Here is a 22,857-nt window from a genome sequence, read left to right as displayed (position 1 = left end):
TGGTACTGCAGGGGGGACCCTGTGGGAGAGTAGGACACCGCCGAACAATTCTTGAGGAAACCCCCGTGCTTTTCGGCACGGGGGTTTTCTGCGTTAGACGCCCAAAGGGCAAAAAGACCAAAGGGCAAGGGCAAGGGCGAGGCTTCGTGTGGCGGCGGACCTCACGCTCCCTGGATTCAGAGCCGCCCCGCCGCCTTCAACGCCAAATACGCGTCCGCCAACGCCGGCGCCAGATCCTCCGGCGTCGCGTCCACAATCGTCACCCCGTGACGCCGCAGCCGCTCGGCCATGCGTGTCCGTTCCGAATGTGCCTGGGCCGCCGCTGCGGCCTCGTACACCGCGTCCGTGCTGCCCCGCGCCGTCGCCATGCGGGCGATGCGCGGATCGGCCACAGACGCCAGCAACACGGTATGGCGCGGAGTGAGCTGGGGCAGCACCGGCAGGAGCCCCTCCTCGATGGGAGCCGTGTCCAGCGTGGTCAACAGGACGATCAACGAGCGCCGGGGCGCTGTACGCAGTGCCATGGCCGTAAGACCGCGTGCGTCCGTCTCCACCAGTTCCGGCTCCAACGTCGACATCGCGTTGACCAGCGATGGCAGGACATCGCCGGCGGCGCGTCCCTGGACCAGGGCGCGTACCCGGCGGTCGTAGGCGAGCAGGCCCACGCGGTCTCCCGCGCGGGTCGCCAGCGCGCCCAGCAGCAGCGCGGCGTCCATGGAGGCGTCCAGGCGCGGTGCGTCGCCGACGCGGCCGGCGGAGGTACGGCCGGTGTCCAGGACCAGGAGGATGTGACGGTCGCGTTCGGGTCGCCAGGTGCGTACCGCGACCGAGGTCTGCCGTGCCGTGGCTCGCCAGTCGATGGAACGGGTGTCGTCCCCGGGGACGTACTCGCGCAGGCTGTCGAACTCCGTGCCCTCGCCGCGCGTCAGCACGCTGGTGCGGCCGTCGAGTTCGCGCAGCCGGGCCAGTTTGGCGGGAAGGTGCTTGCGGCTGGTGAACGGAGGCAGAACCCGAACCGTCCAGGGGACTTTGTGAGTGCCTTGGCGGGAGAAGAGACCGAGCGGTCCGTAGGAACGGATCGTGACGCGGTCGGCTTGGCGGTCGCCTCGGCGCGTCGGGGTCAGACGGGTCGTCACACGTCGGCGTTCGCCTGGAGGGACCGTCAGACGGTGGCGTGACGCGGCCACTTCGGTTCCGGGCCGCCAACTGCTGGGCGGCCAGGCGTCGCGTACGCGGGCGCGCAGCGGTCGGCCCGATGGGTTGGTGACCGTGAGGGTCACGTCGGCCGTTTCGCCCAGGCGTACGGATGTGTCGCCGGAACGGGTCAGGCCAAGTCGGCGTACGGGTGCGGCCAGTGCGAAGTCGCATGCGCACGCCAGCGCGAGGGAGCCGTTGACGGCGAGGATGCCGGTCCAGCTGGGGTCCCAGATGCCGACCGGGAGGGTGCCGAGTGCCGCGAGGAGCGCGGCGCGTCCGGTGAATGCCATCAGCGGGGGACGGGGACGTGGGCGAGGATCGCGTTGATGACCGAGTCGGCGGTCACTCCCTCCATCTCCGCCTCAGGGCGGAGCTGGACCCGGTGACGGAGTGTCGGGAGGGCGAGTGCCTTCACATCGTCGGGGATGACGTAGTCACGGCCCGTCAGCCAGGCCCAGGCTCGGGAGGTGGCGAGCAGGGCCGTGGCACCGCGTGGTGACACGCCGAGCGCGAGGGACGGAGATTCGCGGGTGGCCCGGCAGACGTCCACGACGTAGGCGGTGATTTCGGGGGACACGGTCGTCTTGGCGACGGCGGCGCGTGCGGCCTCGAGGTCCGCGGCGCTCGCGACGGGGCGTACGCCGGCGGTGTGCAGGTCACGCGGGTCGAAGCCCGCGGCGTGGCGGGTGAGGACGTCGATCTCGTCCTGGCGGGACGGCAGAGGGATCGTCAGTTTGAGCAGGAACCGGTCCAGTTGGGCTTCGGGGAGGGGGTACGTCCCCTCGTACTCGACCGGGTTCTGCGTCGCGGCGACCAGGAACGGCTCGGGGAGCGGGCGCGGACTGCCGTCGACCGTGACCTGGCGCTCCTCCATGGCTTCGAGGAGGGACGACTGGGTCTTGGGCGGGGTGCGGTTGATCTCGTCCGCGAGGAGGAGGTTGGTGAAGACCGGGCCGGGCTGGAAGGAGAACTCCGCTGTGCGGGCGTCGTAGACGAGAGAGCCCGTGACGTCGCTGGGCATCAGGTCCGGCGTGAACTGGACGCGCTTGGTGTCGAGTTCGAGGGCCGCTGCGAGCGCGCGGACCAGCAGTGTCTTGGCGACGCCGGGGACCCCTTCCAGCAGGACGTGTCCACGGCACAGGAGGGCGACGACGAGGCCGGTGACGGCGGGGTCCTGGCCGACCACGGCCTTGGCGATCTCAGCGCGCAGGGACTCCAGGGAGGCGCGGGCTGCGCCCGGATCCCCGGCGATCCCGGCGTTGTCAGTGGTCGGGTCCATCATGGACGGCGTACCTCTCTTTCGAGGGCGTCGAGTTGGTCGGCGAGGGCGATCAGGGCCGCGTCGTCGCCGGGCGGCGGGCCGAAGAGGAGCGGGTGCAGGGACTGTCCGTCGCCGTGCAGGTGGGCGGACAGCGCGGGGAGCAGGGCCTCGGGCGTGTGTGCCTGGGCGAGGGGGATGCCTACGAGGGGGGCGAGACGGGTGCGGGTGGTGAAGCGCAGAGCGGCGGCCGCACGGTCGCGGGCGTCGGCTTTGCGGTAGAGGCGGGCGCGGCCTTCGACGGTTTCGGAGGCGCGGATCGCGACGGGGAGTTTTTCGGGGACGAGCGGGCCGAATCGCCGTGCTCGCCACAGGGCGGCCAGCGCTGCGGCGATGAAGAGCTGGAGCGTGCCCCACAGCCAGCCCGAGGGAAGCAGGTCGAGGAAACTCCGGCCGCCCGAGTCGGTGGCCGAGGTGTCGGAGAGCGAGGGGAGGTACCAGACCAAATGGGTGCGGGAACCGAGCAGTTGCAGGGCGAGCGAGGCGTTGCCCCGCTCGTCGAGACGGTTGTTGTAGAGGATGTCGGGCGCGCCGAGGACGACGGTGTCGCCGGCCCCGGATGCGGCCGGGACACGGACGACGGTGGGCAGGCCGTCGCTGGGGTAGCAGCGGTCGGCGCGGGCGTCGCTCGTACGGTAGCGGACCCCTCCCGTGTCGGCGGTGCCCGCTCGCCGGGCCTCGGACAGCTCGCAGACGGGCGCCAGTGTCGACTCGAAGCTGATGGCGGGGTCGGCCGAGACGCCGGGAGCGAGCGTGTCGGTGGACGTCTCAGGAGCGACGAGGATCGTCCGGCCGCCGGATTTCTGCGTCGCCTGGTGCAGCAGGCGCTGTTGATGGTGCGTCAACTGCTCGGGCGCGGCGACCAGAAGCGTGGTGTCTGTGCCGACAGCGGTCCGCGCCTGCTCAAGGGTGGTGACCACGCGCGTGGACACGCCCCGGTCGGCGAGGAGCCGGGCGACGGCGTGGCTGCCGGAGGGGTCGGCGGAGCGGGGGTCGAGGCGGCCGTGCCGGTCGCCGGATCGGATCAAGGCGATCACGACGGCACCGATCAGCAGCAGTACGACGGCGAGCAGGACACCGCGTGCCCGGGTCCACATCTGCCGGGCGGTGGGCGAGGCCGACGTGGACGCGACCGTGGCGTCGGCGGTCATCCGGTGGCTCCCTGGCGGGTGTCGTGGGCCGCGCCGGGTGCCTTGCCGGCGAGCTGGGGCTTGGCGCGCTGCAGGTCGTCGTCGAGGGCGGCGAGCCGGCGGTACATGGCTTCGCCGGCGGCCCGGCCGCCGTATGTCACGTCGTCGAAGTCCCGGGCGGCGGCCCGCAACCGGTCCGCGTGGTCGGGGAGGGTGCGGCCGGCCTCGGAGGCCGCCTCGTCGGCGGTGCGGCCGGGCCGGGTGTCGAGGAGGGCGCGTTCCTCCAGGGAGCGGACGACGGCGCGCATGCGTTCCTGGACGGCCTGGTTCCAGTGCCCCTGGGCGGCGTGCGCCTCGGCGGCCGCGCGGTGTTCGGCGGCGGTGCGGGGGCGGTCGTCGAAGAGAGTCGCGGACGAGGTGGGCGGGCGGCGGGGCGTGCCCAGGCGCCACCACAGGGCCGCGACGAGCGCCAGGACCGCCACCACGATGACGAGGAGGCCGACCGAGCCGCCGGGCGTAGCGGTGGCGGCCTCGCCGAAGAGCCGGTCGAGCCAGTCCCAGAAGGCGTTCAGGGCGCGCTGCAGCAGGCCCGGGTCGTTCTCGTGGTACATCCGTTTGGACAGCTCACGCCGGGCCGCCTCCCGCGCGGGGTCGCGCGGGATCGTCACCGGTGGCCCGTCGCCCGAGCGCAACAGCACCGTTGCGGCTCTCAGCGCTCCCCCCGTCAGTCTCACCCCGTCAGCCCCCCGCGGTGGTGCCGGGGACGTCGGAGCCGTAGCCCTGCAGGCCGGCGGCGCGAGCCAGTTCGAGGTCGAGGGCCTCTCGGCGGATGCGCTGATCGATGTAGAGCAGCACGATGACGCCCGCCGTGATCGGGAACGTGATCATGCGTCCGATCACCGAGCCGATCCCGCTGACGATGAGGAACGTCCAACCGGGGCTGCCGGTGGAGCCGCCGAAGAGGCTGCCGAGACCGTCGCCGCTGAACACCCCGGCGAGGAACGTGAAGGGGAGCACGACGATCGACGCCATGATGCTCGCGATGATCTGCGCGAGCAACTGGATGCCGAACACCCGCCACCACGAGCCGCGCACCAGCTTCGCGGAGCGGCTCATCGCCTTGCCGATCCCCTGCTTCTCCAGCATCAGCGCGGGCGAGGCGAGGGAGAAACGGATCATGATCCACAGAGCGACCACGCCGGCGCCGAGGCCGCCGAGGACGGCGAGCGACACGCCCGCCGCGGTGGACCCGGACCAGGCGATGAGGATGCCGGGCAGCGTGCCCGCGGCGACGATCGCCATGGCCATGAGCGGAAGCAGGATCGTGAGCCCGCCGAGCCGCGCGAGTTGCGGGCGGGCGTCACGCCAGGCCTCGCCGGCGGTGACCGGCCTGCCGAGCACCGCCCTGCTGGTGACGGCCGTGAGCAGGGCCGTGGCGACGATGGTGCCGAGCAGCACGAACACCAGGACCGCCGCGGAGCCCAGCAGCGTGTCGCCCAGGGCGCGGCTCACCTCGCTCAGGGAGGCGCTGGGGTTCTTGAGGGTGTCCGCGTCGGTGGTGTCGTTCAGGACCAGGCCCTGCAGCAGGATGACGACGGTCTCCGTGACGACCGCGACGGTCAGCGAGATGCCGAGGACCGTGCGCCAGTAGGTGCGCATGGTGGAGACCGCGCCGTCGAGGATCTCGCCGACGCCGAGCGGGCGCAGCGGGATGACACCGGGCTTGGCCGCGGGCGGCGGACCCCAGGCACCGCCCCAGCTTCCGTGGCCGCCGAAGCCCGGCTGGGGAGCGCCCCAGCCGCCAGCCCCTCCGTGGCCGCCGGGAGCGGCGGGAGGACGGGCACCCCAGCCCGGGCCGGGCGGAGGCGGTGGCGGGGCCTGGCCGGGGCCCTGAGGAGGCTGAGGAGCGGTCCACTGCCCGGGTGGCGGCTGCTCCTGGGACCACTTGCCCGACGGCTGCGGCTGATCGGTACCGCTCCGGTCCGAGGGTTGCTCCGGGGTCTGCGCGCCGGAGGCGCCCGGCTGCTGCCCGTCGGAGGGGGCAGATCCGGGCGAGGCCCAGCCCGGAGTGTCGTTCATCGTCGCTCCTTCACGGTGCCCGTCCGCGGTCGCGGCGGCAGGTTGGCAGCCATCGTGCCACGCTGCGCCCACCAAGGAACCAGCGGTGGTGCGCGCACGCCTTCAATAGTCGGCGCGGTACGGGGCAGACTGACCGCATGGCTGATCAGTACGCGCGATCCGGCGAGGAAGACGAGGCGGCTGCGATACCGGCGATCCGCTGGGACGAGCCGCCCGAAGGCCCCGTACTGGCCCTTCTCGACCAGAGAAGGCTGCCGGCCGAGGAGGTCGAGCTCGTGTGCACGGACGCGCCCGCGCTCGTGGACGCGATCCGTACGCTCGCCGTGCGCGGGGCACCGCTGCTCGGGATCGCCGGGGCGTACGGGGTCGCGCTCGCCGCCGCGCGCGGTTTCGACGTGGACGACGCCGCCGCCGCGCTCGCGGGCGCCCGGCCCACCGCGGTGAACCTCGCCGTCGGCGTGCGCAGGGCCCGGGCCGCGTACCGGGCAGCGCTCGCCGACGGCGGTGACCTGCGGCAGGCCGCCGAGGCGGCGCTCGCCGCGGCGCGGGCACTGCACCGTGAGGACGCCGAGGCCAGCGCGCGGATGGCGCGGCACGGTCTGGCGCTGCTGGACGAGCTGCTCCCGGCCGGCGGGCACCGGCTCCTCACGCACTGCAACACGGGCGCGCTGGTGTCCGGCGGGGAGGGCACGGCATTCGCGGTGGCGCTGGCGGCACACCGGGCGGGGCGGCTGCGCAAACTGTGGGTGGACGAGACGCGTCCGTTGCTGCAGGGTGCTCGACTGACGGCGTACGAGGCGGCCCGCACCGGGATGGCGTACACCTTGCTCACGGACAACGCGGCGGGCTCGCTGTTCGCCGCGGGCGAGGTGGACGCGGTACTCATCGGGGCGGACCGGATCGCGGCCGACGGCTCGGTCGCGAACAAGGTGGGGAGCTACCCGCTCGCTGTGCTGGCCCGGTACCACCACGTGCCGTTCATCGTGGTGGCGCCGGTGACGACGGTGGATCCGGAGACACCGGACGGGGCGTCCATCGAGGTGGAGCAGCGGCCCGGGCACGAGGTCACGGAGTTCACCGCACCTCAGGTGCCGGTGGCGGGAGCGGAAGCGGGAGGCGGGATACCTGTGGCACCCCTCGGGACCCAGGCGTACAACCCGGCGTTCGACGTGACGCCTCCGGATCTGGTGACGGCGATCGTCACCGAGGAGGGCGTCGCGTCCCCTGTGACGGCCGATTCACTCGCTGCGCTGTGTGACAGGTCACGCCAGGTAACGATTTAGTTAATGGGATGATGTGGTCCATGAAGGGACGAGTCCTTGTCGTCGACGACGACACCGCACTGGCCGAGATGCTCGGCATCGTGCTGCGTGGTGAAGGTTTTGAGCCGTCTTTCGTAGCCGACGGTGACAAGGCGCTGGCCGCCTTCCGTGAGACCAAGCCCGACCTGGTGCTGCTCGACCTGATGCTGCCGGGCCGGGACGGCATCGAGGTCTGCCGTCTGATCAGGGCGGAGTCCGGTGTGCCGATTGTGATGCTCACCGCCAAGAGCGACACCGTGGACGTGGTGGTGGGCCTCGAGTCCGGCGCGGACGACTACATCGTCAAGCCGTTCAAGCCGAAGGAGCTGGTGGCGCGCATCCGGGCGCGGCTGCGCAGGTCGGAGGAGCCGGCGCCGGAGCAGCTCGCCATCGGTGACCTCGTCATCGACGTGGCCGGTCACTCGGTGAAGCGTGACGGGCAGTCGATCGCGCTCACCCCGTTGGAGTTCGACCTGCTGGTGGCGCTCGCGCGCAAGCCGTGGCAGGTGTTCACCCGCGAGGTCCTGCTGGAGCAGGTGTGGGGCTACCGTCACGCGGCGGACACCCGCCTGGTGAACGTGCACGTCCAGCGGCTGCGCTCGAAGGTCGAGAAGGACCCGGAGAAGCCGGAGATCGTGGTGACCGTCCGTGGCGTCGGCTACAAGGCCGGGCCGAGCTGAGCATGACCCAGGACAGTGCCGCTCCGGCGCCCGGCCGGCCCGGCGCCCACGCGGGGCGGCCTGTCGGTCGGCGGACGACGGGGTGGGAGCGGTTCTTCGAGGGCGGGCTGCTGCAGGGCGGAGTCCACGGCAGCCCGGTCCTCCGGCTCGTCATGCGCTGGGTGCGCCGCCCGCTGCTGCCGATGATGCGGCTGTGGCGGCGCAACATCCAGTTGCGGATCGTCGTCACGACCCTGCTGATGTCGCTGGGCGTGGTGCTGCTGCTGGGTTTCGTCGTCATCGGACAGGTCCGCAACGGCCTGTTGGACGCCAAGGTGAAGGCGTCGCAGAGCCAGGCCGTCGGTGGGTTCACCGTCGCCGGGCAGCGGGCCGACAACGCGGCCAGTGCCAGTGACGGCAACGACAACTCCGGCACGGGCAACAACCCGGTGCAGAACGTCAGCGGGTGGATGAGCGACCTCGTCGAGTCCCTGTCCAGCGGTGGCCAGGGCGCCTTCGACGTGGTCACGCTCAGCACCACCGCAGCGGACAACGACAACCGCGGCCTCGGGCCGCGCGCGTCGGGCGGGGTGGACCCGAGCCAGAGCGTGCCGGAGGACCTGCGCAAGCGCGTCGACGCCGGCATGGGGGTGGCCCAGAGCTACACCCGCATCGTCTACACCGACAGCAGCCGGGCGCCGCAGCCCGCGCTGATCATCGGCAAGCAGATCAACGACCCGAACGGCGACCCGTACCAGCTGTACTACCTCTTCCCGCTCACCCAGGAGGAGAAGTCCCTCAGCCTGGTCAAGGGGACACTCGCCACCGCGGGGCTCTTCGTCGTCGTACTTCTCGGCGCCATCGCCTGGCTCGTGGTGCGCCAGGTCGTCACGCCCGTACGGATGGCCGCCGGCATCGCGGAACGGCTGTCCGCCGGCCGTCTGCAGGAGCGGATGAAGGTCACGGGCGAGGACGACATCGCGCGTCTCGGCGAGGCCTTCAACAAGATGGCGCAGAACCTGCAGCTGAAGATCCAGCAGTTGGAGGACCTGTCGCGGATGCAGCGGCGGTTCGTGTCGGACGTGTCGCACGAGCTGAGGACTCCGCTGACGACCGTGCGGATGGCGGCCGACGTCATCCATGAGGCGCGCGTCGACTTCGACCCGGTGACCGCGCGGTCGGCGGAGCTGCTCGCCGACCAGCTGGACCGGTTCGAGTCGCTCCTCGCGGACCTGCTGGAGATCAGCCGGTTCGACGCGGGTGCGGCGGCGCTGGAGGCCGAGCCGATCGATCTGCGGGACGTGGTGCGCCGGGTGGTGAGCGGGGCCGAGCCGCTCGCCGAGCGCAAGGGCACGCAGATCCGCGTCGTCGGCGACCAGCAGCCGGTCGTGGCCGAGGCGGACGCCCGGCGCGTCGAGCGGGTGCTGCGCAACCTGGTCGTCAACGCGGTCGAGCACGGCGAGGGCAAGGACGTCGTCGTCAAGCTGGCCGCGGCGGGCGGCGCGGTCGCGATCGCGGTGCGCGACTACGGTGTGGGGCTCAAGCCCGGAGAGGCGACCCGGGTGTTCAGCCGTTTCTGGCGGGCGGACCCGGCACGCGCGCGTACCACCGGCGGTACGGGCCTGGGGCTGTCCATCGCCCTGGAGGACGCGCGGCTGCACGGCGGCTGGCTGCAGGCGTGGGGTGAGCCGGGCGGCGGTTCGCAGTTCCGGCTGACGTTGCCGCGGACGGCGGACGAGCCGCTGCGGGGCTCTCCGATCCCCTTGGAGCCGCTGGACTCACGGCGCAATCGCGGGATCGGCGACGCCGGACTGCCGCAGCAAGGCTCCGGAAAGCGCGCCACGGTCCCGGCGCAGTCGACGGGTGAGAAGGCGGCGGCACGTGACCCGATCGCGGCGCGGCCGGCCGTGACGCCGACCGCGGACCCGACCGCGATGCCCGGCAACGGGGCGCGCGTGGTGCCCCGGCCCGCCGGGGGAGCGCGACTGTCGGACGACAGAACACAGGAGCCGCTGCGGGATGGCGGCGGCTCCGACGAGCGTGAGCAAGGGGAGGCGTTTCGTGGGCGCTGAGGGGGGCGGCCGGCGGCGTGCGCTGCTCAGGGGGGTGTACGCCGGCTGTGGTGCCGTACTGCTGGCCGGGTGCGCCTCGATGCCGGACAGCGGGGATCTGCGGGGGGTCGAGTCGACGCCCCGGCAGGACACCCAGGTCCGCGTCTTCGCGATGCCGCCGCGGGAGAACGCCGGGCCCACGGAGATCGTGCAGGGCTTCCTGGAGGCGCTGACCAGCGACGACCCGCAATACGAGACGGCACGCAAGTACCTGACGGCCGCCGCGTCACGCGGGTGGGAACCCGACGCGTCCACCACGGTGCTCTCCGACGGGCCGAACACGGTGCCCGATCGCACCAGGAGCCGGGAGGCGGGCGAGGACTACGCGTACACGCTGACCGGCACCAAGCTCGCGACGGTGGACGAGCAGCACGCGTACACGCCCGACTCGGGGACGTACAGCGCGACGGTGCACCTGACGCTGGTGAAGAAGACCGGTCAGTGGCGCATCGACGCGTTGCCGCAGGGCGTGGTGATGGGCAAGTCCGACTTCCAGCGCAACTACGTGTCGGTCAACAAGTACTACTACGCCGTGAACGTGCCGGCGGGGCAGGGCGGACAGCTGAGCACCGTCGCCGACCCGGTGTACGTGCGCAGCAAGGTGGATCCGGTGACGTCGACGGTCCGCGCGCTGCTGAAGGGCCCCACACGCTGGCTTGACCCCGTGGCGACCTCGAGCTTCCCCTCGGGTACGGCACTGCGGAAGGACGTCACCTCCCTGTCGCCCGACGACCAGAACAAGCTGACGGTGCCGCTCAACGACAAGGCCGACCGGGTCGGGGCGACGCAGTGCGACAGGATGGCGGCGCAGCTGCTGTTCACCCTGCAGGACCTGACGCCCACGGGCGTGAGCCAGGTGGAGCTGCGGGGGTCGAACGGCACGAAGCTGTGTTCGTTGAACGGGGACCGGGCCGAGGCCATCGCCTCGCACGGCACGGGCCGGCGACCCGAGTACGAGTACTTCATCGACGGCAGGCAGCGGCTGGTCCGCCTGCCCAGCGGCAGCGGCTCAAAGCTGCCGGAACCGGTGCCGGGCGCGTTGGGCGAGGGCGCGAGGCCGCTGCGCGCGGCCGCCGTCTCGCGGGACGAGGAAACCGCGGCCGGTGTCTCGGCGGACGGCCAGTCCCTGTATGTGGGCTCGCTGGCGTCGGGCGCCCCGTTGGGGAACGCGGTCCTGACCAGCGGCGGCGCGTCGAGGAACGACCGGCTGACGACTCCCAGCTGGGACGGCGGCGGCGACCTGTGGGTGGCCGACCGTGACCCCAGGCACCCGCGGCTGGTGATGCTGCAGCAGGGCGCGGGCGCGCCGGTGGAAGTGCGCACACCGGGGCTCGACGGGCGGGTCGACGCGGTGCGGGTGGCGGCCGACGGTGTGCGGATCGCGCTGATCGTGGAGAAGGACGGCAAGACGTCCCTGCAGATCGGGCGCATCGAGCGCGACAGCGGGAGGGGCGGACAGCCTGCCGTGTCGATCCTGGAACTGCACTCGGTGACCCCGCAGCTGGAGGAGGTCACCGCCATGTCGTGGGCCGGTGACAGCCGGCTCGTGGTGGTCGGCAGCGAGGCCGGAGGGGTGCAGCAGATCCGGTACGTGCAGGTCGACGGCTCGACGCCGGCGGGCAACCCGCCTGCCTCCCTCACGGGCGTGAAGCAGATAGCGGCGTCCGAGGACGAGCGGCTGCCGCTGGTGGCGTACTCGGAGGACGGCATCGTGCGCCTGTCGGCCGGAGCCCAGTGGCAGAAGGTGGTCAAGGAGGGGACGGCGCCGGTCTACCCCGGGTGACGCCGCCCGCCCCGCGCAGGACCGTCCGCCGGCGTTCGACGAGCGTGGCCCGGTTGTCCACAGGGGAGTTTTCCACAGGGGTGGCAGGCCGTTGCGGACGTTGGCACAGTGGTCGCCATGCGGGGGTGGTGGCAGGACCTCACCGACCTGGTGCTGCCGGCCGAGTGCGGAGGCTGTGGCAGGCCGCGCACGGTGCTCTGCCCGGAGTGCCGTGCGGCCCTCCACGGCACCGTGCCGCGCCGGGTGCGGCCGGTGCCGGAGCCGGCGGGCCTGCCCCCGGTGCACGCCGCGGCGCCCTACGAGGGCTCGGTCCGTGCCACGCTCCTGTCCCACAAGGAACGGGGCGCGCTCACCCTCGCGGGACCGCTGGGGACGGCTCTGGCGGGGGCGGTGCTGGCCGGCTGCGGCTCGGTGGCCTCCCGCGTCGGTGGCGGTTCGGTGCCCGTGCTGCTCGTGCCCGTCCCCTCCGCGCGGCGGGCCGTGCGGGCGCGAGGGCATGATCCGACGCGGCGGATCGCGCTCGCGGCGGCTGGACAGCTGCGCCGGGTCGGGACGCCGGCCAGGGTGGTGTCCGTGCTGCGGCAGCGGCGGGCCGTCGCGGACCAGGCGGGGCTCGGTTCTCGTCAGCGGCTGAGCAATCTCGCGGGCGCCCTGGAGGTGGCCGCCGGCAGCGCCCGGCTGCTGGTCGGCGGGCGGATCGTCCTGGTCGACGACCTGATGACGACGGGCGCTTCGTTGGCGGAGGCGGCCCGCGCGCTACGGGTGGCAGTCGCGGACGCCGGCGGTGGGGAGACGGAGGTGTATGCGCGCGTGGCAGGGGAAGCAAGGGGGGAACGAAGAGCCATGGAGACTACGGCCCCGGTGCACCGGCCCCGGAGGCCGTGCGTGACGGCCGCTGGGAACGGCCTCCGAGACGGGCTCGGCGCGGCTGTGGTCGCCGCTTCGCCGGAGTCTTTCGACATGAACCGGAACTGACCGAGAACTTTCCTCGTTGCAGGTAATGAGCAGGTCAATTCACCTGAACGGAGGTACGCCGCAGTAGAGGGTGACGACATCCGTCCGGGCGAGATATGTTCGGTTGAGAGGGAAAGGCGCAGGTCGTCCCTCCCTTGTCCGAATGCCGTGCTGCGGGTTCTCTGAATCACCCGTAGCGGTGGGGTGGAGAGCTCGCCCCCGGGGGAGGAGGAGGTGGACGTCACCGAGTCCGAGGTTCCGGTACTCGCCGGAGCCTGGTGCACAAGGGAGATGCTCCGCCAGGAATGCGGAGCGATCCGGGAACGGAGTTCTGCGTGGACATCGTCGTCAAGGGCCGCAAGACCGAGGTGCCCGAGCGGTTCCGGAAGCACGTGGCCGAGAAGCTGAAGCTGGACAAGATCCAGAAGCTGGATGCCAAGGTGATCAGCCTCGATGTCGAGGTGTCCAAGGAGCCCAACCCCCGACAGGCCGACCGCTGTGACCGAGTGGAGATCACCCTCCGCTCCCGAGGGCCGGTGATCCGGGCGGAGGCAGCGGCAAGCGATCCGTACGCGGCACTCGACCTGGCGGCGGAGAAACTCGAGGCCCGGCTGCGCAAGCAGCACGACAAGCGCCACACCCGCCGCGGGGTCCGCAGGCTCACGGCAGCCGAGGTGCCCGACCACGTCCCGGGTGCCGCGACGCTCAACGGCAATGGCGGCCTCGTACCGGAAGAAGAATCGGACGGCGTGCCGACCAAGAAGATCGGATCGCTCGAGGTGAAGGGCGAAGGCCCCCTCGTCGTCCGCGAGAAGACCCACGTCGCGTCTCCGATGTCGCTCGACCAGGCGCTCTACGAAATGGAGTTGGTCGGGCACGACTTCTATCTGTTCGTCGACTCCGAGACCAAGCAACCCAGCGTCGTCTACCGGCGGCACGCCTACGACTACGGCGTCATCCACCTCAGCACCGACCAGATGGTGGCCGAGGCACAGTCGGCGGACGCGGGCGGAACGCTCGGCGGCTGAGCCCGCCGGGTGATGGCTGAACCCGGTGCCCCTGGTGAGCCGATGCGCCCCCAGGGGCACCGGTGTGCCGCCACTTCGCGCCGCGCTCTGTCACCTGACTGTCGCCCGGGCATGGAATCATGGCCGCAACGGCTCAACCGGTGGGCCGTTGCCTTGGGTTGGCGATGGCACAGCACCACAGGCCACAGCCTTCAGGGGGAGGAACATGGCGGACAGCTTCGGACCGACGCAGGACGAGGATGCCGACGACGGCGTAGCCGGCACGGTCCCGGAGGCGGGCTCTGCACACAACGAGCCGATCCGCGTTCTCGTCGTGGACGACCACGCCCTCTTCCGCCGCGGCCTGGAGATCGTGCTGGCGGCCGAGGAGGACATCCAGGTCGTCGGTGAGGCCGGGGACGGCGCGGAGGCGGTCGACAAGGCGGCCGACCTGCTGCCCGACATCGTGCTGATGGACGTGCGGATGCCCAAGCGGGGCGGCATCGAGGCATGCACCTCCATCAAGGAGGTGGCGCCCAGCGCCAAGATCATCATGCTGACGATCAGCGACGAAGAGGCCGATCTCTACGAAGCGATCAAGGCGGGCGCCACGGGTTACCTCCTCAAGGAGATCTCCACCGACGAGGTGGCCACCGCCATTCGCGCGGTCGCCGACGGGCAGTCGCAGATCAGCCCCTCCATGGCATCCAAGCTCCTCACCGAGTTCAAGTCGATGATCCAGAAGACCGACGAGCGCCGCCTGGTCCCCGCGCCGCGACTCACCGACCGGGAGCTGGAGGTCCTCAAGCTCGTCGCCACCGGAATGAACAACCGGGACATCGCCAAGGAGCTGTTCATCTCCGAGAACACCGTGAAGAACCATGTGCGCAACATCCTGGAGAAACTGCAGCTGCACTCCAGGATGGAGGCCGTGGTCTACGCGATGCGGGAGAAGATCCTCGAGATCCGCTAGCGGGACGGGCCCGCGGCGGGACGGGCAAGCCAGGTCTCAGCCCAGGGCACGGGCCAGCTCCCGGACGAGCGGCTCACGCAGTTCCGGGGCGTCCACCCGCTCCACGCGGACGTTGGTGCAGTCCACCCAGCTCGCCGCCTCCAGCAGCGCCAGCGCCACCGACGGGACCGCCTTCGCGCCGTCCAGCGTGACCTGCCGGGCGACCAGCGTGCGGCCCTCGCGGGCGGGGTCCACCCGGCCGACCAGCCGACCACCGGACAGAACCGGCATCGCGAAGTAGCCGTACACCCGCTTCTGCTTGGGGACGTACGCCTCCAGGCGGTGGGTGAAGCCGAAGATCCGCTCCGTGCGCGCCCGCTCCCAGATCAGCGAGTCGAACGGCGACAACAGCGTCGTCCGGTGGCGGCCGCGCGGCGGGGTCCGCAGTGCCTCCGGGTCCGCCCAGGCGGGCTTGCCCCAGCCCTCGACCGTCACCGGGACCAGGCCCGAGTCCGCGATCACGGAATCGACCTGTTCACCCTTGAGACGGTGGTAGTCCGCGATGTCCGCGCGCGTGCCGACGCCCAGGGAGCGGCCGGCCAGGGAGACGAGGCGGCGCAGGCACTCGGTGTCGTCCAGCTCGTCGTGCAGCAGCGCCTCGGGGACGGCGCGCTCGGCCAGGTCGTACACCCGCTTCCAGCCGCGGCGCTCGACGCACACCACCTCTCCGTACATCAGCGCGCGCTCCACGGCGACCTTCGTGCCCGACCAGTCCCACCACTCGCTGGTCTTCTTCGCGCCACCCAGATCCGTGGCCGTCAGCGGGCCCTCGGCGCGCAGTTGCTTGATGACCTGGTCGTAGGCACCGTCCGGCAGGGTGTGGCTCCAGTGCGGGCGGGAGCGGTAGGTGCGGCGGCGGAAGGCGAAGTGGGGCCACTCCTCGATGGGCAGGACACAGGCGGCGTGCGACCAGTACTCGAACGCGTGCGGCCCGGCCGAGGACCGGCCGTCGGACGAACGCGTCCAGTACGCCGAGTCGACCGCCTTGCGGCCTATGGCTCCGAGGCGGGCGTACGGAATGAGTTCGTGCGAGCGGGCCAGGACCGAGATGGTGTCGAGCTGGACGGCGCCGAGCCGGCGCAGCAGGCCACGCACGCCGGCCCTGCGGTCGGGAGCACCGAGGAAGCCCTGTGCCCGCAGGGCGATACGGCGGGCTTCGTCGGCGGTCAGTTCGATGGTGGGGCGGGGGAGACTCGGCATGGTCACACCGTAGGGGGCGGCACTGACAACACGGGATGAGCTGTGAGGGTCCGCGCCTACGAGGCCGGCACCGGCGCCGGCAGATACGTCGCCGTCGACGGCAGGCCCACGTCCGAGGGCAGCAGCGAGCCGACCCAGCAGTCCCGGCGCACCCCCTTGTTGTCGATCGCGGACCGCAGCACACCCTCGATGGTGAAGCCCGCGCGCTCCGCGACCGCCCGCGAGCCCGCATTGCCGACCTCGGCGCGCCACTCCACCCGGTCGACCGACAGGCGGGTGAACGCCCAGTGCGCCGCGCGGAGCGTGGCCTCCGTGATGTAGCCGTTGCCCCGGTGCTCCTTCGCCGTCCAGAAACCGACCTCGGCGACGCCCGGCGAGCGCATCGTCAAGCCGAGCATGCCCACCAGTCCTCCGGAGGGAAGGAAGACGCCGAGCGTGAACATGGAGGCGGCCGCCCACCCGTCCGGCGCGATCCGCCCGACGAACAGCTCCGCGTGTTCGCGCAGATACGGCGACGGGATGGTGGTCCAGCGCTGGATGTCGGGGTCCTGGGCGGCCGCGTACACCGCGTCGGTGTCCTGCGGTCCCACGGTGCGCAGCAGAAGGCGTTCGGTGGTCAGCGTGACGGGGTCCATCGCTTGATTCTGCTCGGGCCCACGCCCGGTCGCCATGACTTTCCCGTGTCACGGGGGCCGCGGCCGCCCGCGTCCGCAACCGCCACGCCGTCGTCCGCTCCTGCCTCGCCACCCGTGACCACCCGGTTACTTTTCGTGGCACGGGCGCGGCACCTTCCGCCACGCCCGTCCGTTGTCCTAGTGGCTGTCGGTGGCAGACCTCCCGGCGCGGCGGGGTCCTCGCTTACGATGGCCGTTGCTCAAGATGTCATTTAACCGACCGTCCCAGGCCCGACCGGCAAGGAGACAAACCCCCGTGTCCGTCCTCTCGAAGATCATGCGTGCAGGCGAAGGCAAGATCCTGCGCAAGCTGCACCGCATCGCGGACCAGGTCAACTCCATCGAAGAGGACTTCGTCGACCTCTCCGACGCCGAGCTGCGGGCCCTCACCGATGAGTACAAGCAGCGGTACGCCGATGGTGAGAGCCTCGACGACCTGCTCCCCGAGGCCTTCGCCACCGTCCGCGAGGCCGCCAAGCGCGTCCTCGGCCAGCGGCACTACGACGTGCAGATGATGGGCGGCGCCGCCCTGCACATGGGCTATGTGGCGGAGATGAAGACCGGTGAGGGCAAGACCCTGGTCGGCACGCTCCCCGCGTATCTGAACGCCATCTCCGGAGACGGCGTCCACATCGTCACGGTCAACGACTACCTGGCAGAGCGTGACTCCGAGATGATGGGTCGCGTCCACCGGTTCCTGGGCCTGTCCGTCGGCTGCATCCTCGCCAACATGACCCCGGCCCAGCGTCGCGAGCAGTACGCGTGCGACATCACGTACGGCACGAACAACGAGTTCGGCTTCGACTACCTGCGCGACAACATGGCATGGTCGAAGGACGAACTGGTCCAGCGCGGCCACAACTTCGCCATCGTCGACGAGGTCGACTCCATCCTCATCGACGAGGCCCGTACGCCGCTGATCATCTCCGGCCCCGCCGACCAGGCCACCAAGTGGTACGGCGACTTCGCCAAGCTGGTGACGCGCCTCAAGCGCGGCGAGGCGGGCAACCCGCTCAAGGGCATCGAGGAGACCGGCGACTACGACGTCGACGAGAAGAAGCGCACGGTCGCCATCCACGAGTCCGGCGTCGCCAAGGTCGAGGACTGGCTGGGCATCGACAACCTCTACGAGTCGGTGAACACCCCGCTGGTGGGCTACCTGAACAACGCGATCAAGGCCAAGGAGCTCTTCAAGCGCGACAAGGACTACGTCGTCATCGACGGCGAGGTCATGATCGTCGACGAGCACACCGGCCGTATCCTCGCCGGCCGCCGCTACAACGAGGGCATGCACCAGGCGATCGAGGCGAAGGAAGGGGTGGACATCAAGGACGAGAACCAGACGCTCGCCACGATCACCCTGCAGAACTTCTTCCGCCTCTACAAGAAGCTCTCCGGCATGACCGGTACGGCGATGACCGAGGCCGCCGAGTTCCACCAGATCTACAAGCTCGGCGTGGTCCCGATCCCGACCAACAAGCCGATGATCCGCAAGGACCAGTCGGACCTGATCTACCGCACCGAGGTCGCCAAGTTCGAGGCGGTCGTCGACGACATCGCCGAGAAGCACGAGAAGGGCCAGCCGATCCTGGTCGGCACCACCTCGGTCGAGAAGTCCGAGTACCTCTCGCAGCAGCTCAGCAAGCGCGGCATCCAGCACGAGGTGCTGAACGCCAAGCACCACGAGCGTGAGGCCCAGATCGTCGCCCAGGCGGGCCGCAAGGGCGCCGTGACCGTGGCCACGAACATGGCCGGTCGTGGTACGGACATCAAGCTCGGCGGCAACCCCGAGGACCTCGCGGAGGCCGAGCTGCGCCAGCGCGGGCTCGACCCCGAGGAGCACATCGAGGAGTGGGCGGCGGCGCTGCCGGCCGCCCTGGAGAAGGCCGAGCAGGCGGTCAAGGCCGAGAAGGAGGAGGTCGAGGCCCTCGGCGGCCTCTACGTCCTCGGCACCGAGCGCCACGAGTCCCGCCGGATCGACAATCAGCTGCGCGGTCGTTCCGGCCGTCAGGGTGACCCGGGCGAGTCCCGGTTCTACCTCTCCCTGGGCGACGACCTGATGCGCCTGTTCAAGGCCCAGATGGTCGAGCGCGTGATGTCGATGGCCAACGTCCCGGACGACGTGCCGATCGAGAACAAGATGGTCACGCGCGCGATCGCGTCCGCCCAGTCGCAGGTCGAGACGCAGAACTTCGAGACCCGGAAGAACGTCCTCAAATACGACGAGGTGCTCAACCGGCAGCGTGAGGTCATCTACGGCGAGCGGCGCCGCGTCCTGGAGGGCGAGGATCTGCACGAGCAGATCAAGCACTTCATGGACGACACGATCGACGCGTACGTCGCCGCCGAGACCGAGGAGGGCTTCCCGGAGGACTGGGACCTGGACCGGCTGTGGGGCGCCTTCAAGCAGCTCTACCCGGTGAAGGTCACCATCGAGGAACTGGAGGAGGCGGCCGGCGACCGGGCCGGTCTGACCGCCGAGTTCATCGCCGAGTCCATCAAGGACGACATCCACGAGCAGTACGCGCAGCGTGAGGCGCAGCTCGGCTCCGAGATCATGCGTGAGCTGGAGCGCCGGGTCGTGCTGTCGGTCCTTGACCGCAAGTGGCGCGAGCACCTCTACGAGATGGACTACCTCCAGGAGGGCATCGGCCTGCGCGCAATGGCGCAGAAGGACCCGCTGGTCGAGTACCAGCGCGAGGGCTTCGACATGTTCCAGGCCATGATGGAGGGCATCAAGGAGGAGTCCGTCGGCTACCTGTTCAACCTGGAGGTCCAGGTCGAGCAGCAGGTCGAGGAGGTCCCCGTCGAGGACGCCCAGCCCGCCCTGGAGAAGGAGGAGGCCGTGGCGGCCCAGGCGGCCCGCCCGGAGATCCGCGCCAAGGGCCTGGAGGCCCCGCAGCGCCGCGAGCGGCTGCACTTCTCCGCGCCGACCGTGGACGGGGAGGGTGGCATCGTCGAGGGCGACTTCTCCAGCGACGGCGAGCCGGTCCGCTCGGAGGCGGACGGCCTGACCCGTGCCGAGCGCCGCAAGCAGGCGAAGGGCGGGCGGCGCCGCAAGAAGTAGCAGCGTCCCATGGTGAGGGGCCGGGCACCCGAGGGTGCCCGGCCCCTCCCTGTTCGTGCGGTCACGCGTCGTCCCCGCGCGGCATGCGCGGCCCGCCCAGTTCCACCGCCGTGCAGCGCCAGCGGTGGTCCCGGCCGCATTCCAGGCGGAACGCCATCGCGCGGAGCTGGTCACCCGCGCCGATCCGGGCGAAGGCCTCGATGGCGCCCGGGCGCGGGACGTAGTAGCCGATGTCGCGTACGACCGGACGGGTGCCGCGGGTGCGCAGCGGGCCCCGTTCGGCGAGCCGGGCCAGGTCGTCGTAGGCCCGGCCGACGGTGTGCCGGAGCATGCTGTGCACCGGGCGCTGACCGCTCAGCACGGACAGGAGGCGGTCGGCGAACACATCGGTGGGCCGCACCTGTGGCACGGGCCTGAGCGGCCCGTGGGCGGCCTGCTCGGCCGACGAGAGGGCGCCCGCCGGTGTGGCGCCCGCCGCCGCGGCCTCCGCCGGCGCGGCCTCCGCCGCCGTCCCGTACGGCCGCTGGAGGGTCCTCGTCCGCGACGGGCCCTGGCCCGGTGCCGTGCGGCGTGGCGTGGTGCCCGGGCGGCGTGTGTCGTGGCGGACCGGCGGGCGGGCGCCCGGGGCGGGCGTCGTCCTGGTCATCGCCTGGTTCCTGCTGATCGCCTGGTTCCTGGTCATCACCTTGTGCATGGCGGATCCCCGTTTCGCGAGGCCGGTGAGTACCGGTCGGTAACTTCTTGGGGATCTTGTACGGGGCGTGGGACCCGCTCGCAACGAAGTCGGAAGCCTGGCGGGCGGACCGGAGAGTTCACCTATCAGGGTGAGGGGCTGGTCGAAGCCCCGGTGACGGCCCGGGCGCGCAGGGTGAGCCGTGCCGACCCCGGTTGACGCCGCCGAGGGCTGCGGACGGGGCCCGAAGGGGGACGCCCGCACGTATCCTGAGGTGACCCTGACCGACCCCCGACCGACCCCCTGACCGACCCCTGACCGACTACGAAAGCGGCTCGCCATGCGCGTCTACGTCCCCCTGACCCTCTCCGGTCTCGCCGAGGCGTACAAGACGGGTGAGCTGGGCGCCGCAGAGTTCGTCGCGTACGCCGTCACGCCCGCACTGCGCGAGTGGTACCTCTCCGACGACATCGAGGAACTGGAGTACGCGGCGCTGGGCCGGGCCGCGCTCGCCTCCCTCCGCCTGCTGGCGGCCGACCCGGGGGCGCCGCGGCGGCGGGTCGTGGTCGCGGTCGACGTCCCCGACGGCGCGGCGACCACCGATCCGGACCGCGGACTCGACCCGGCGGCGCTCGGCGAGGTGCGCGTCGCCGGACGCGTGCCGCTGGCCGAGGCGGCCGCCGTGCACGTCGACCTGTCCGACGCGGAGGCGGACGTGGCCGCGGCGGCGGAGGCGCTCGAGGCGGCCGACCGGGGGGACGACGACGCGCAGTTCGTCGTGGACGGCGCCGAGGACCACGAACTGCTCTGGTACGCCACACAGGAGATCCCGAACCTGCTGGGCTCCGTCGACTGACCTGCCGTTTTCCGGTGCCGCCGGTTCGCGTCCCGGGTGATTGTCAGTGCCGCCGGGTACGTTTCATGGCATGGGGACGTACGGAAGCGCGCACATTGTGTGGGACTGGAACGGGACACTGTTCCACGACAATGACGCGATCATCGGGGCGACGAACGCGGCGTTCGCCGAGCTGGGTCTGCAACCGATCACGCTGGAGCAGTACCGGGCGCTGTACTGCGTGCCGGTCCCGAGGTTCTACGAGCGGCTGATGGGGCGGCTGCCCACGGACGCCGAGTGGCAGCTCATGGACGTCGTCTTCCACCGGTACTACGCGGAGCACCGCGTCCGCTGCGGGCTCACCGAGGGTGCGGTGGAGCTGCTCGCGGGATGGCGGTCGGCGGGCCGCAGCCAGTCGCTGTTGAGCATGTACGGGCACGAGGAACTGGTCCCGATGGTCCGGTCGCTCGGGATCGAGGCGCACTTCGTACGGGTGCAGGGGCGTACCGGGCCGTCCGGCGGCAGCAAGGCGGAGCACATGGTCCGCCACATACGGGCCCTCGACGGCGTGGATCCGGCGCGCACGGTGGTGATCGGTGACGCCGCCGACGACGCGGTCGCCGCCCACCACGTCGGGGCGCGGGCCGTGCTGTACACCGGCGGCTCCCACAGCCGCGCCAGCCTCGAAGAGGTCGGCGTGCCGGTGGTGGACACGCTGCAGGAGGCGGTCGCGGAGGCGGAGCGGCTGGCGGCCTGAACGCCGGAGGGGGTGCGGTGCCCCCGGCGGGCGCCGCACCCGGAGCGGGCTCAGGTCACCGGCGCCTTGGCGCGCAGGACGGTCAGGAACTCCCGCATCCAGCCGGGGTGGTCGGGCCAGGCCCGGGACGAGACGAGCGTGCCGTCGACGACCGCCTCGGTGTCCTGGAAGTCGGCCCCCGCCGCCTGCATGTCCAGCTCCAGGGCCGGATAGGCGGTGACGCGCCGTCCGCGCAGGGCGTCCACCGCCGCGGTGAGCAGGGGACCGTGGCAGATCTGGGCGACCGGCTTGTCCGTGTCGAAGAACGACTTGAGGATCTTGCGCAGTTCGGGATCGTTGCGGAGGTACTCCGGGGCACGCCCGCCCGGGATGACAATGGCGACGTAGTCCCCGGGGTCGACCTCGGAGAAGGCGAGATCGGCGGGCCAGCTGTAGCCGGGTTTCTCGGTGTAGGTGTCGAAGCCGGGTTCGAAGTCATGGACGACGAAACGGAGCTGCTTGCGGGTCGGGGCCGCGATGTGGACCTCGTACCCCTCTTCTCGCAGGCGCTGGTACGGGTACAGGACCTCCAGTGATTCCGCCGCGTCGCCGGTGACGATCAGGATCTTCTGCGTCATGGTGGCCGCGCTCCCCTCGGTGGTGCGGACGGCTGCGTCGGGTTGCTCCTGGCAACGTGCCTCAGCCGGGGGCGCTTGCCAAGGGGCCGCGCACGGCCCGGCACCGCCCCGTGACAGCTCACACAGCCGGTACAGCCATGCTCGCACCGCACGCCCTGCACGGCATCGCTCCTGATGCCCCTGTGCAGAACGTCAAAGTTCGACCCCCTGTTTTGTACACATACGGCTCATGACGTGGCCCCCACGGGGAGCGATAGCCTTGTGGCGTGATCAGCGCGATAGCTCGCGGGGACGTCGTCGTCCCTGCCCCGCGCCCGGTGAGCACGGACCACCTCCGTGACCGGGCGGCGGTCGCTGGTCTTCGCAGGCGGAGCCGGTCGGACAGGGCGCCGCAGGCGCCCGCCGGGGCAACCGGGGCGCCGGGGACGCGGAAGGCGCCGAGCGCGCCGAGAGCAGCGTCACAGTCGCCGCGGGCGCCGGGAA

At 71.4% G+C, this 22,857-nt stretch carries 19 protein-coding genes; 10 read left to right on the top strand and 9 right to left on the bottom strand.

Annotation, left to right across the window (positions count from 1 at the left end; all coding sequences use genetic code 11):
• Positions 1 to 176 precede the first annotated feature (176 nt).
• From ACFYZJ_RS34305 to ACFYZJ_RS34285, 5 genes are read right to left on the bottom strand one after another with little or no spacing between them, the layout of a single operon-like run.
• The gene (locus ACFYZJ_RS34305) at positions 177 to 1,487 is read right to left on the bottom strand and encodes a DUF58 domain-containing protein (RefSeq protein WP_388574842.1); all 1,311 of its coding nucleotides are present in this window, start codon (positions 1,485 to 1,487) and stop codon (positions 177 to 179) included.
• A complete protein-coding gene (locus ACFYZJ_RS34300) occupies positions 1,487 to 2,476 on the bottom strand; it encodes an AAA family ATPase (protein WP_388574856.1) in 990 nt (329 codons plus the stop codon). Before ACFYZJ_RS34300 ends, ACFYZJ_RS34305 begins: the two co-directional genes overlap by 1 nt.
• Entirely contained in the window at positions 2,476 to 3,666 is a 1,191-nt protein-coding gene (locus ACFYZJ_RS34295; RefSeq protein ID WP_388574840.1) for a DUF4350 domain-containing protein, read from the bottom strand. The genes ACFYZJ_RS34300 and ACFYZJ_RS34295 overlap by 1 nt, the downstream gene beginning before the upstream one ends.
• A complete protein-coding gene (locus ACFYZJ_RS34290; RefSeq protein ID WP_388574837.1) occupies positions 3,663 to 4,379 on the bottom strand; it encodes a DUF4129 domain-containing protein in 717 nt (238 codons plus the stop codon). Before ACFYZJ_RS34290 ends, ACFYZJ_RS34295 begins: the two co-directional genes overlap by 4 nt.
• Positions 4,380 to 4,383: 4 nt before the next feature.
• Positions 4,384 to 5,724 carry a glycerophosphoryl diester phosphodiesterase membrane domain-containing protein gene (locus tag ACFYZJ_RS34285; RefSeq protein WP_388574835.1) on the bottom strand — a complete coding sequence of 447 codons (1,341 nt, stop codon included), beginning with the start codon at positions 5,722 to 5,724 and terminating at the stop codon, positions 4,384 to 4,386.
• Between the two features lie 137 nt (positions 5,725 to 5,861).
• Here ACFYZJ_RS34285 and mtnA point away from each other — a divergent pair, with 137 nt between their 5' ends.
• The 7 genes from mtnA to ACFYZJ_RS34250 all read left to right on the top strand — a co-directional run bounded on the left by mtnA (position 5,862) and on the right by ACFYZJ_RS34250 (position 14,512).
• Positions 5,862 to 7,007: an S-methyl-5-thioribose-1-phosphate isomerase gene (mtnA, locus tag ACFYZJ_RS34280; RefSeq protein WP_388574832.1), complete on the top strand. Its 1,146-nt coding sequence runs from the start codon at positions 5,862 to 5,864 to the stop codon at positions 7,005 to 7,007.
• A gap of 8 nt (positions 7,008 to 7,015) precedes the next feature.
• Positions 7,016 to 7,705, top strand: a complete 690-nt coding sequence (gene mtrA, locus ACFYZJ_RS34275) for a two-component system response regulator MtrA (protein WP_200417736.1) — start codon at positions 7,016 to 7,018, stop codon at positions 7,703 to 7,705.
• A gap of 2 nt (positions 7,706 to 7,707) precedes the next feature.
• Positions 7,708 to 9,756 carry an MtrAB system histidine kinase MtrB gene (gene mtrB / locus ACFYZJ_RS34270; RefSeq protein WP_388574830.1) on the top strand — a complete coding sequence of 683 codons (2,049 nt, stop codon included), beginning with the start codon at positions 7,708 to 7,710 and terminating at the stop codon, positions 9,754 to 9,756.
• On the top strand, positions 9,746 to 11,578 hold the full coding sequence (locus ACFYZJ_RS34265; protein WP_388574827.1) for an LpqB family beta-propeller domain-containing protein: 1,833 nt from the start codon (positions 9,746 to 9,748) through the stop codon (positions 11,576 to 11,578). Before mtrB ends, ACFYZJ_RS34265 begins: the two co-directional genes overlap by 11 nt.
• A gap of 117 nt (positions 11,579 to 11,695) precedes the next feature.
• On the top strand, positions 11,696 to 12,553 hold the full coding sequence (locus ACFYZJ_RS34260; protein ID WP_388574824.1) for a ComF family protein: 858 nt from the start codon (positions 11,696 to 11,698) through the stop codon (positions 12,551 to 12,553).
• Between the two features lie 314 nt (positions 12,554 to 12,867).
• Complete coding sequence (gene hpf / locus ACFYZJ_RS34255; protein ID WP_388574822.1) at positions 12,868 to 13,560, top strand: ribosome hibernation-promoting factor, HPF/YfiA family; 693 nt, start codon at positions 12,868 to 12,870, stop codon at positions 13,558 to 13,560.
• A gap of 205 nt (positions 13,561 to 13,765) precedes the next feature.
• Positions 13,766 to 14,512 carry a response regulator gene (locus ACFYZJ_RS34250; protein WP_388574819.1) on the top strand — a complete coding sequence of 249 codons (747 nt, stop codon included), beginning with the start codon at positions 13,766 to 13,768 and terminating at the stop codon, positions 14,510 to 14,512.
• 36 nt (positions 14,513 to 14,548) lie between these two features.
• Here ACFYZJ_RS34250 and ACFYZJ_RS34245 read toward each other — a convergent pair whose 3' ends face one another.
• Entirely contained in the window at positions 14,549 to 15,751 is a 1,203-nt protein-coding gene (locus ACFYZJ_RS34245; RefSeq protein ID WP_388574817.1) for a winged helix-turn-helix domain-containing protein, read from the bottom strand.
• A gap of 56 nt (positions 15,752 to 15,807) precedes the next feature.
• Positions 15,808 to 16,386 carry a GNAT family N-acetyltransferase gene (locus ACFYZJ_RS34240; RefSeq protein ID WP_388574815.1) on the bottom strand — a complete coding sequence of 193 codons (579 nt, stop codon included), beginning with the start codon at positions 16,384 to 16,386 and terminating at the stop codon, positions 15,808 to 15,810.
• A 295-nt stretch (positions 16,387 to 16,681) separates the two neighbouring features.
• Between ACFYZJ_RS34240 and secA the strand changes: the two genes are divergently transcribed.
• Positions 16,682 to 19,492 carry a preprotein translocase subunit SecA gene (gene secA / locus ACFYZJ_RS34235; RefSeq protein ID WP_388574812.1) on the top strand — a complete coding sequence of 937 codons (2,811 nt, stop codon included), beginning with the start codon at positions 16,682 to 16,684 and terminating at the stop codon, positions 19,490 to 19,492.
• A gap of 61 nt (positions 19,493 to 19,553) precedes the next feature.
• On the opposite strand, the gene ACFYZJ_RS34230 is transcribed toward secA, so the two are convergent.
• A complete protein-coding gene (locus ACFYZJ_RS34230; protein WP_388574809.1) occupies positions 19,554 to 20,174 on the bottom strand; it encodes an Rv3235 family protein in 621 nt (206 codons plus the stop codon).
• A 331-nt stretch (positions 20,175 to 20,505) separates the two neighbouring features.
• Between ACFYZJ_RS34230 and ACFYZJ_RS34225 the strand changes: the two genes are divergently transcribed.
• Complete coding sequence (locus tag ACFYZJ_RS34225) at positions 20,506 to 21,021, top strand: DUF6912 family protein (RefSeq protein ID WP_388574807.1); 516 nt, start codon at positions 20,506 to 20,508, stop codon at positions 21,019 to 21,021.
• Positions 21,022 to 21,091: 70 nt separating this feature from the next.
• Complete coding sequence (locus ACFYZJ_RS34220) at positions 21,092 to 21,757, top strand: HAD family hydrolase (protein WP_388574804.1); 666 nt, start codon at positions 21,092 to 21,094, stop codon at positions 21,755 to 21,757.
• Between the two features lie 50 nt (positions 21,758 to 21,807).
• Here the strand turns inward: ACFYZJ_RS34220 and ACFYZJ_RS34215 are convergent, their stop codons facing one another.
• Positions 21,808 to 22,374, bottom strand: a complete 567-nt coding sequence (locus tag ACFYZJ_RS34215; protein WP_388574801.1) for a DJ-1/PfpI family protein — start codon at positions 22,372 to 22,374, stop codon at positions 21,808 to 21,810.
• Between the last annotated feature and the right edge of the window lie 483 nt (positions 22,375 to 22,857).

This window comes from Streptomyces sp. NPDC001848 (assembly GCF_042891915.1).
Classification (GTDB): Bacteria; Actinomycetota; Actinomycetes; order Streptomycetales; family Streptomycetaceae; genus Streptomyces.
The sequence above is the reverse complement of the archived record's forward strand: the minus strand, read 5'-3'. Positions and strand labels throughout refer to the sequence as shown.

Coding starts and splice junctions, on each gene's coding strand:
- mtrB (WP_388574830.1), top strand. CDS start 7,708: ATGACCCAGGACAGTGCCGCTCCGGCGCCCGGCCGGCCCGGCGCCCAC.
- ACFYZJ_RS34250 (WP_388574819.1), top strand. CDS start 13,766: ATGGCGGACAGCTTCGGACCGACGCAGGACGAGGATGCCGACGACGGC.
- ACFYZJ_RS34260 (WP_388574824.1), top strand. CDS start 11,696: ATGCGGGGGTGGTGGCAGGACCTCACCGACCTGGTGCTGCCGGCCGAG.
- ACFYZJ_RS34245 (WP_388574817.1), bottom strand. CDS start 15,751: ATGCCGAGTCTCCCCCGCCCCACCATCGAACTGACCGCCGACGAAGCC.
- ACFYZJ_RS34240 (WP_388574815.1), bottom strand. CDS start 16,386: ATGGACCCCGTCACGCTGACCACCGAACGCCTTCTGCTGCGCACCGTG.
- ACFYZJ_RS34230 (WP_388574809.1), bottom strand. CDS start 20,174: ATGACCAGGAACCAGGCGATCAGCAGGAACCAGGCGATGACCAGGACG.
- mtrA (WP_200417736.1), top strand. CDS start 7,016: ATGATGTGGTCCATGAAGGGACGAGTCCTTGTCGTCGACGACGACACC.
- mtnA (WP_388574832.1), top strand. CDS start 5,862: ATGGCTGATCAGTACGCGCGATCCGGCGAGGAAGACGAGGCGGCTGCG.
- ACFYZJ_RS34305 (WP_388574842.1), bottom strand. CDS start 1,487: ATGGCATTCACCGGACGCGCCGCGCTCCTCGCGGCACTCGGCACCCTC.
- ACFYZJ_RS34285 (WP_388574835.1), bottom strand. CDS start 5,724: ATGAACGACACTCCGGGCTGGGCCTCGCCCGGATCTGCCCCCTCCGAC.
- ACFYZJ_RS34300 (WP_388574856.1), bottom strand. CDS start 2,476: ATGGACCCGACCACTGACAACGCCGGGATCGCCGGGGATCCGGGCGCA.
- ACFYZJ_RS34215 (WP_388574801.1), bottom strand. CDS start 22,374: ATGACGCAGAAGATCCTGATCGTCACCGGCGACGCGGCGGAATCACTG.
- ACFYZJ_RS34225 (WP_388574807.1), top strand. CDS start 20,506: ATGCGCGTCTACGTCCCCCTGACCCTCTCCGGTCTCGCCGAGGCGTAC.
- ACFYZJ_RS34220 (WP_388574804.1), top strand. CDS start 21,092: ATGGGGACGTACGGAAGCGCGCACATTGTGTGGGACTGGAACGGGACA.
- ACFYZJ_RS34295 (WP_388574840.1), bottom strand. CDS start 3,666: ATGACCGCCGACGCCACGGTCGCGTCCACGTCGGCCTCGCCCACCGCC.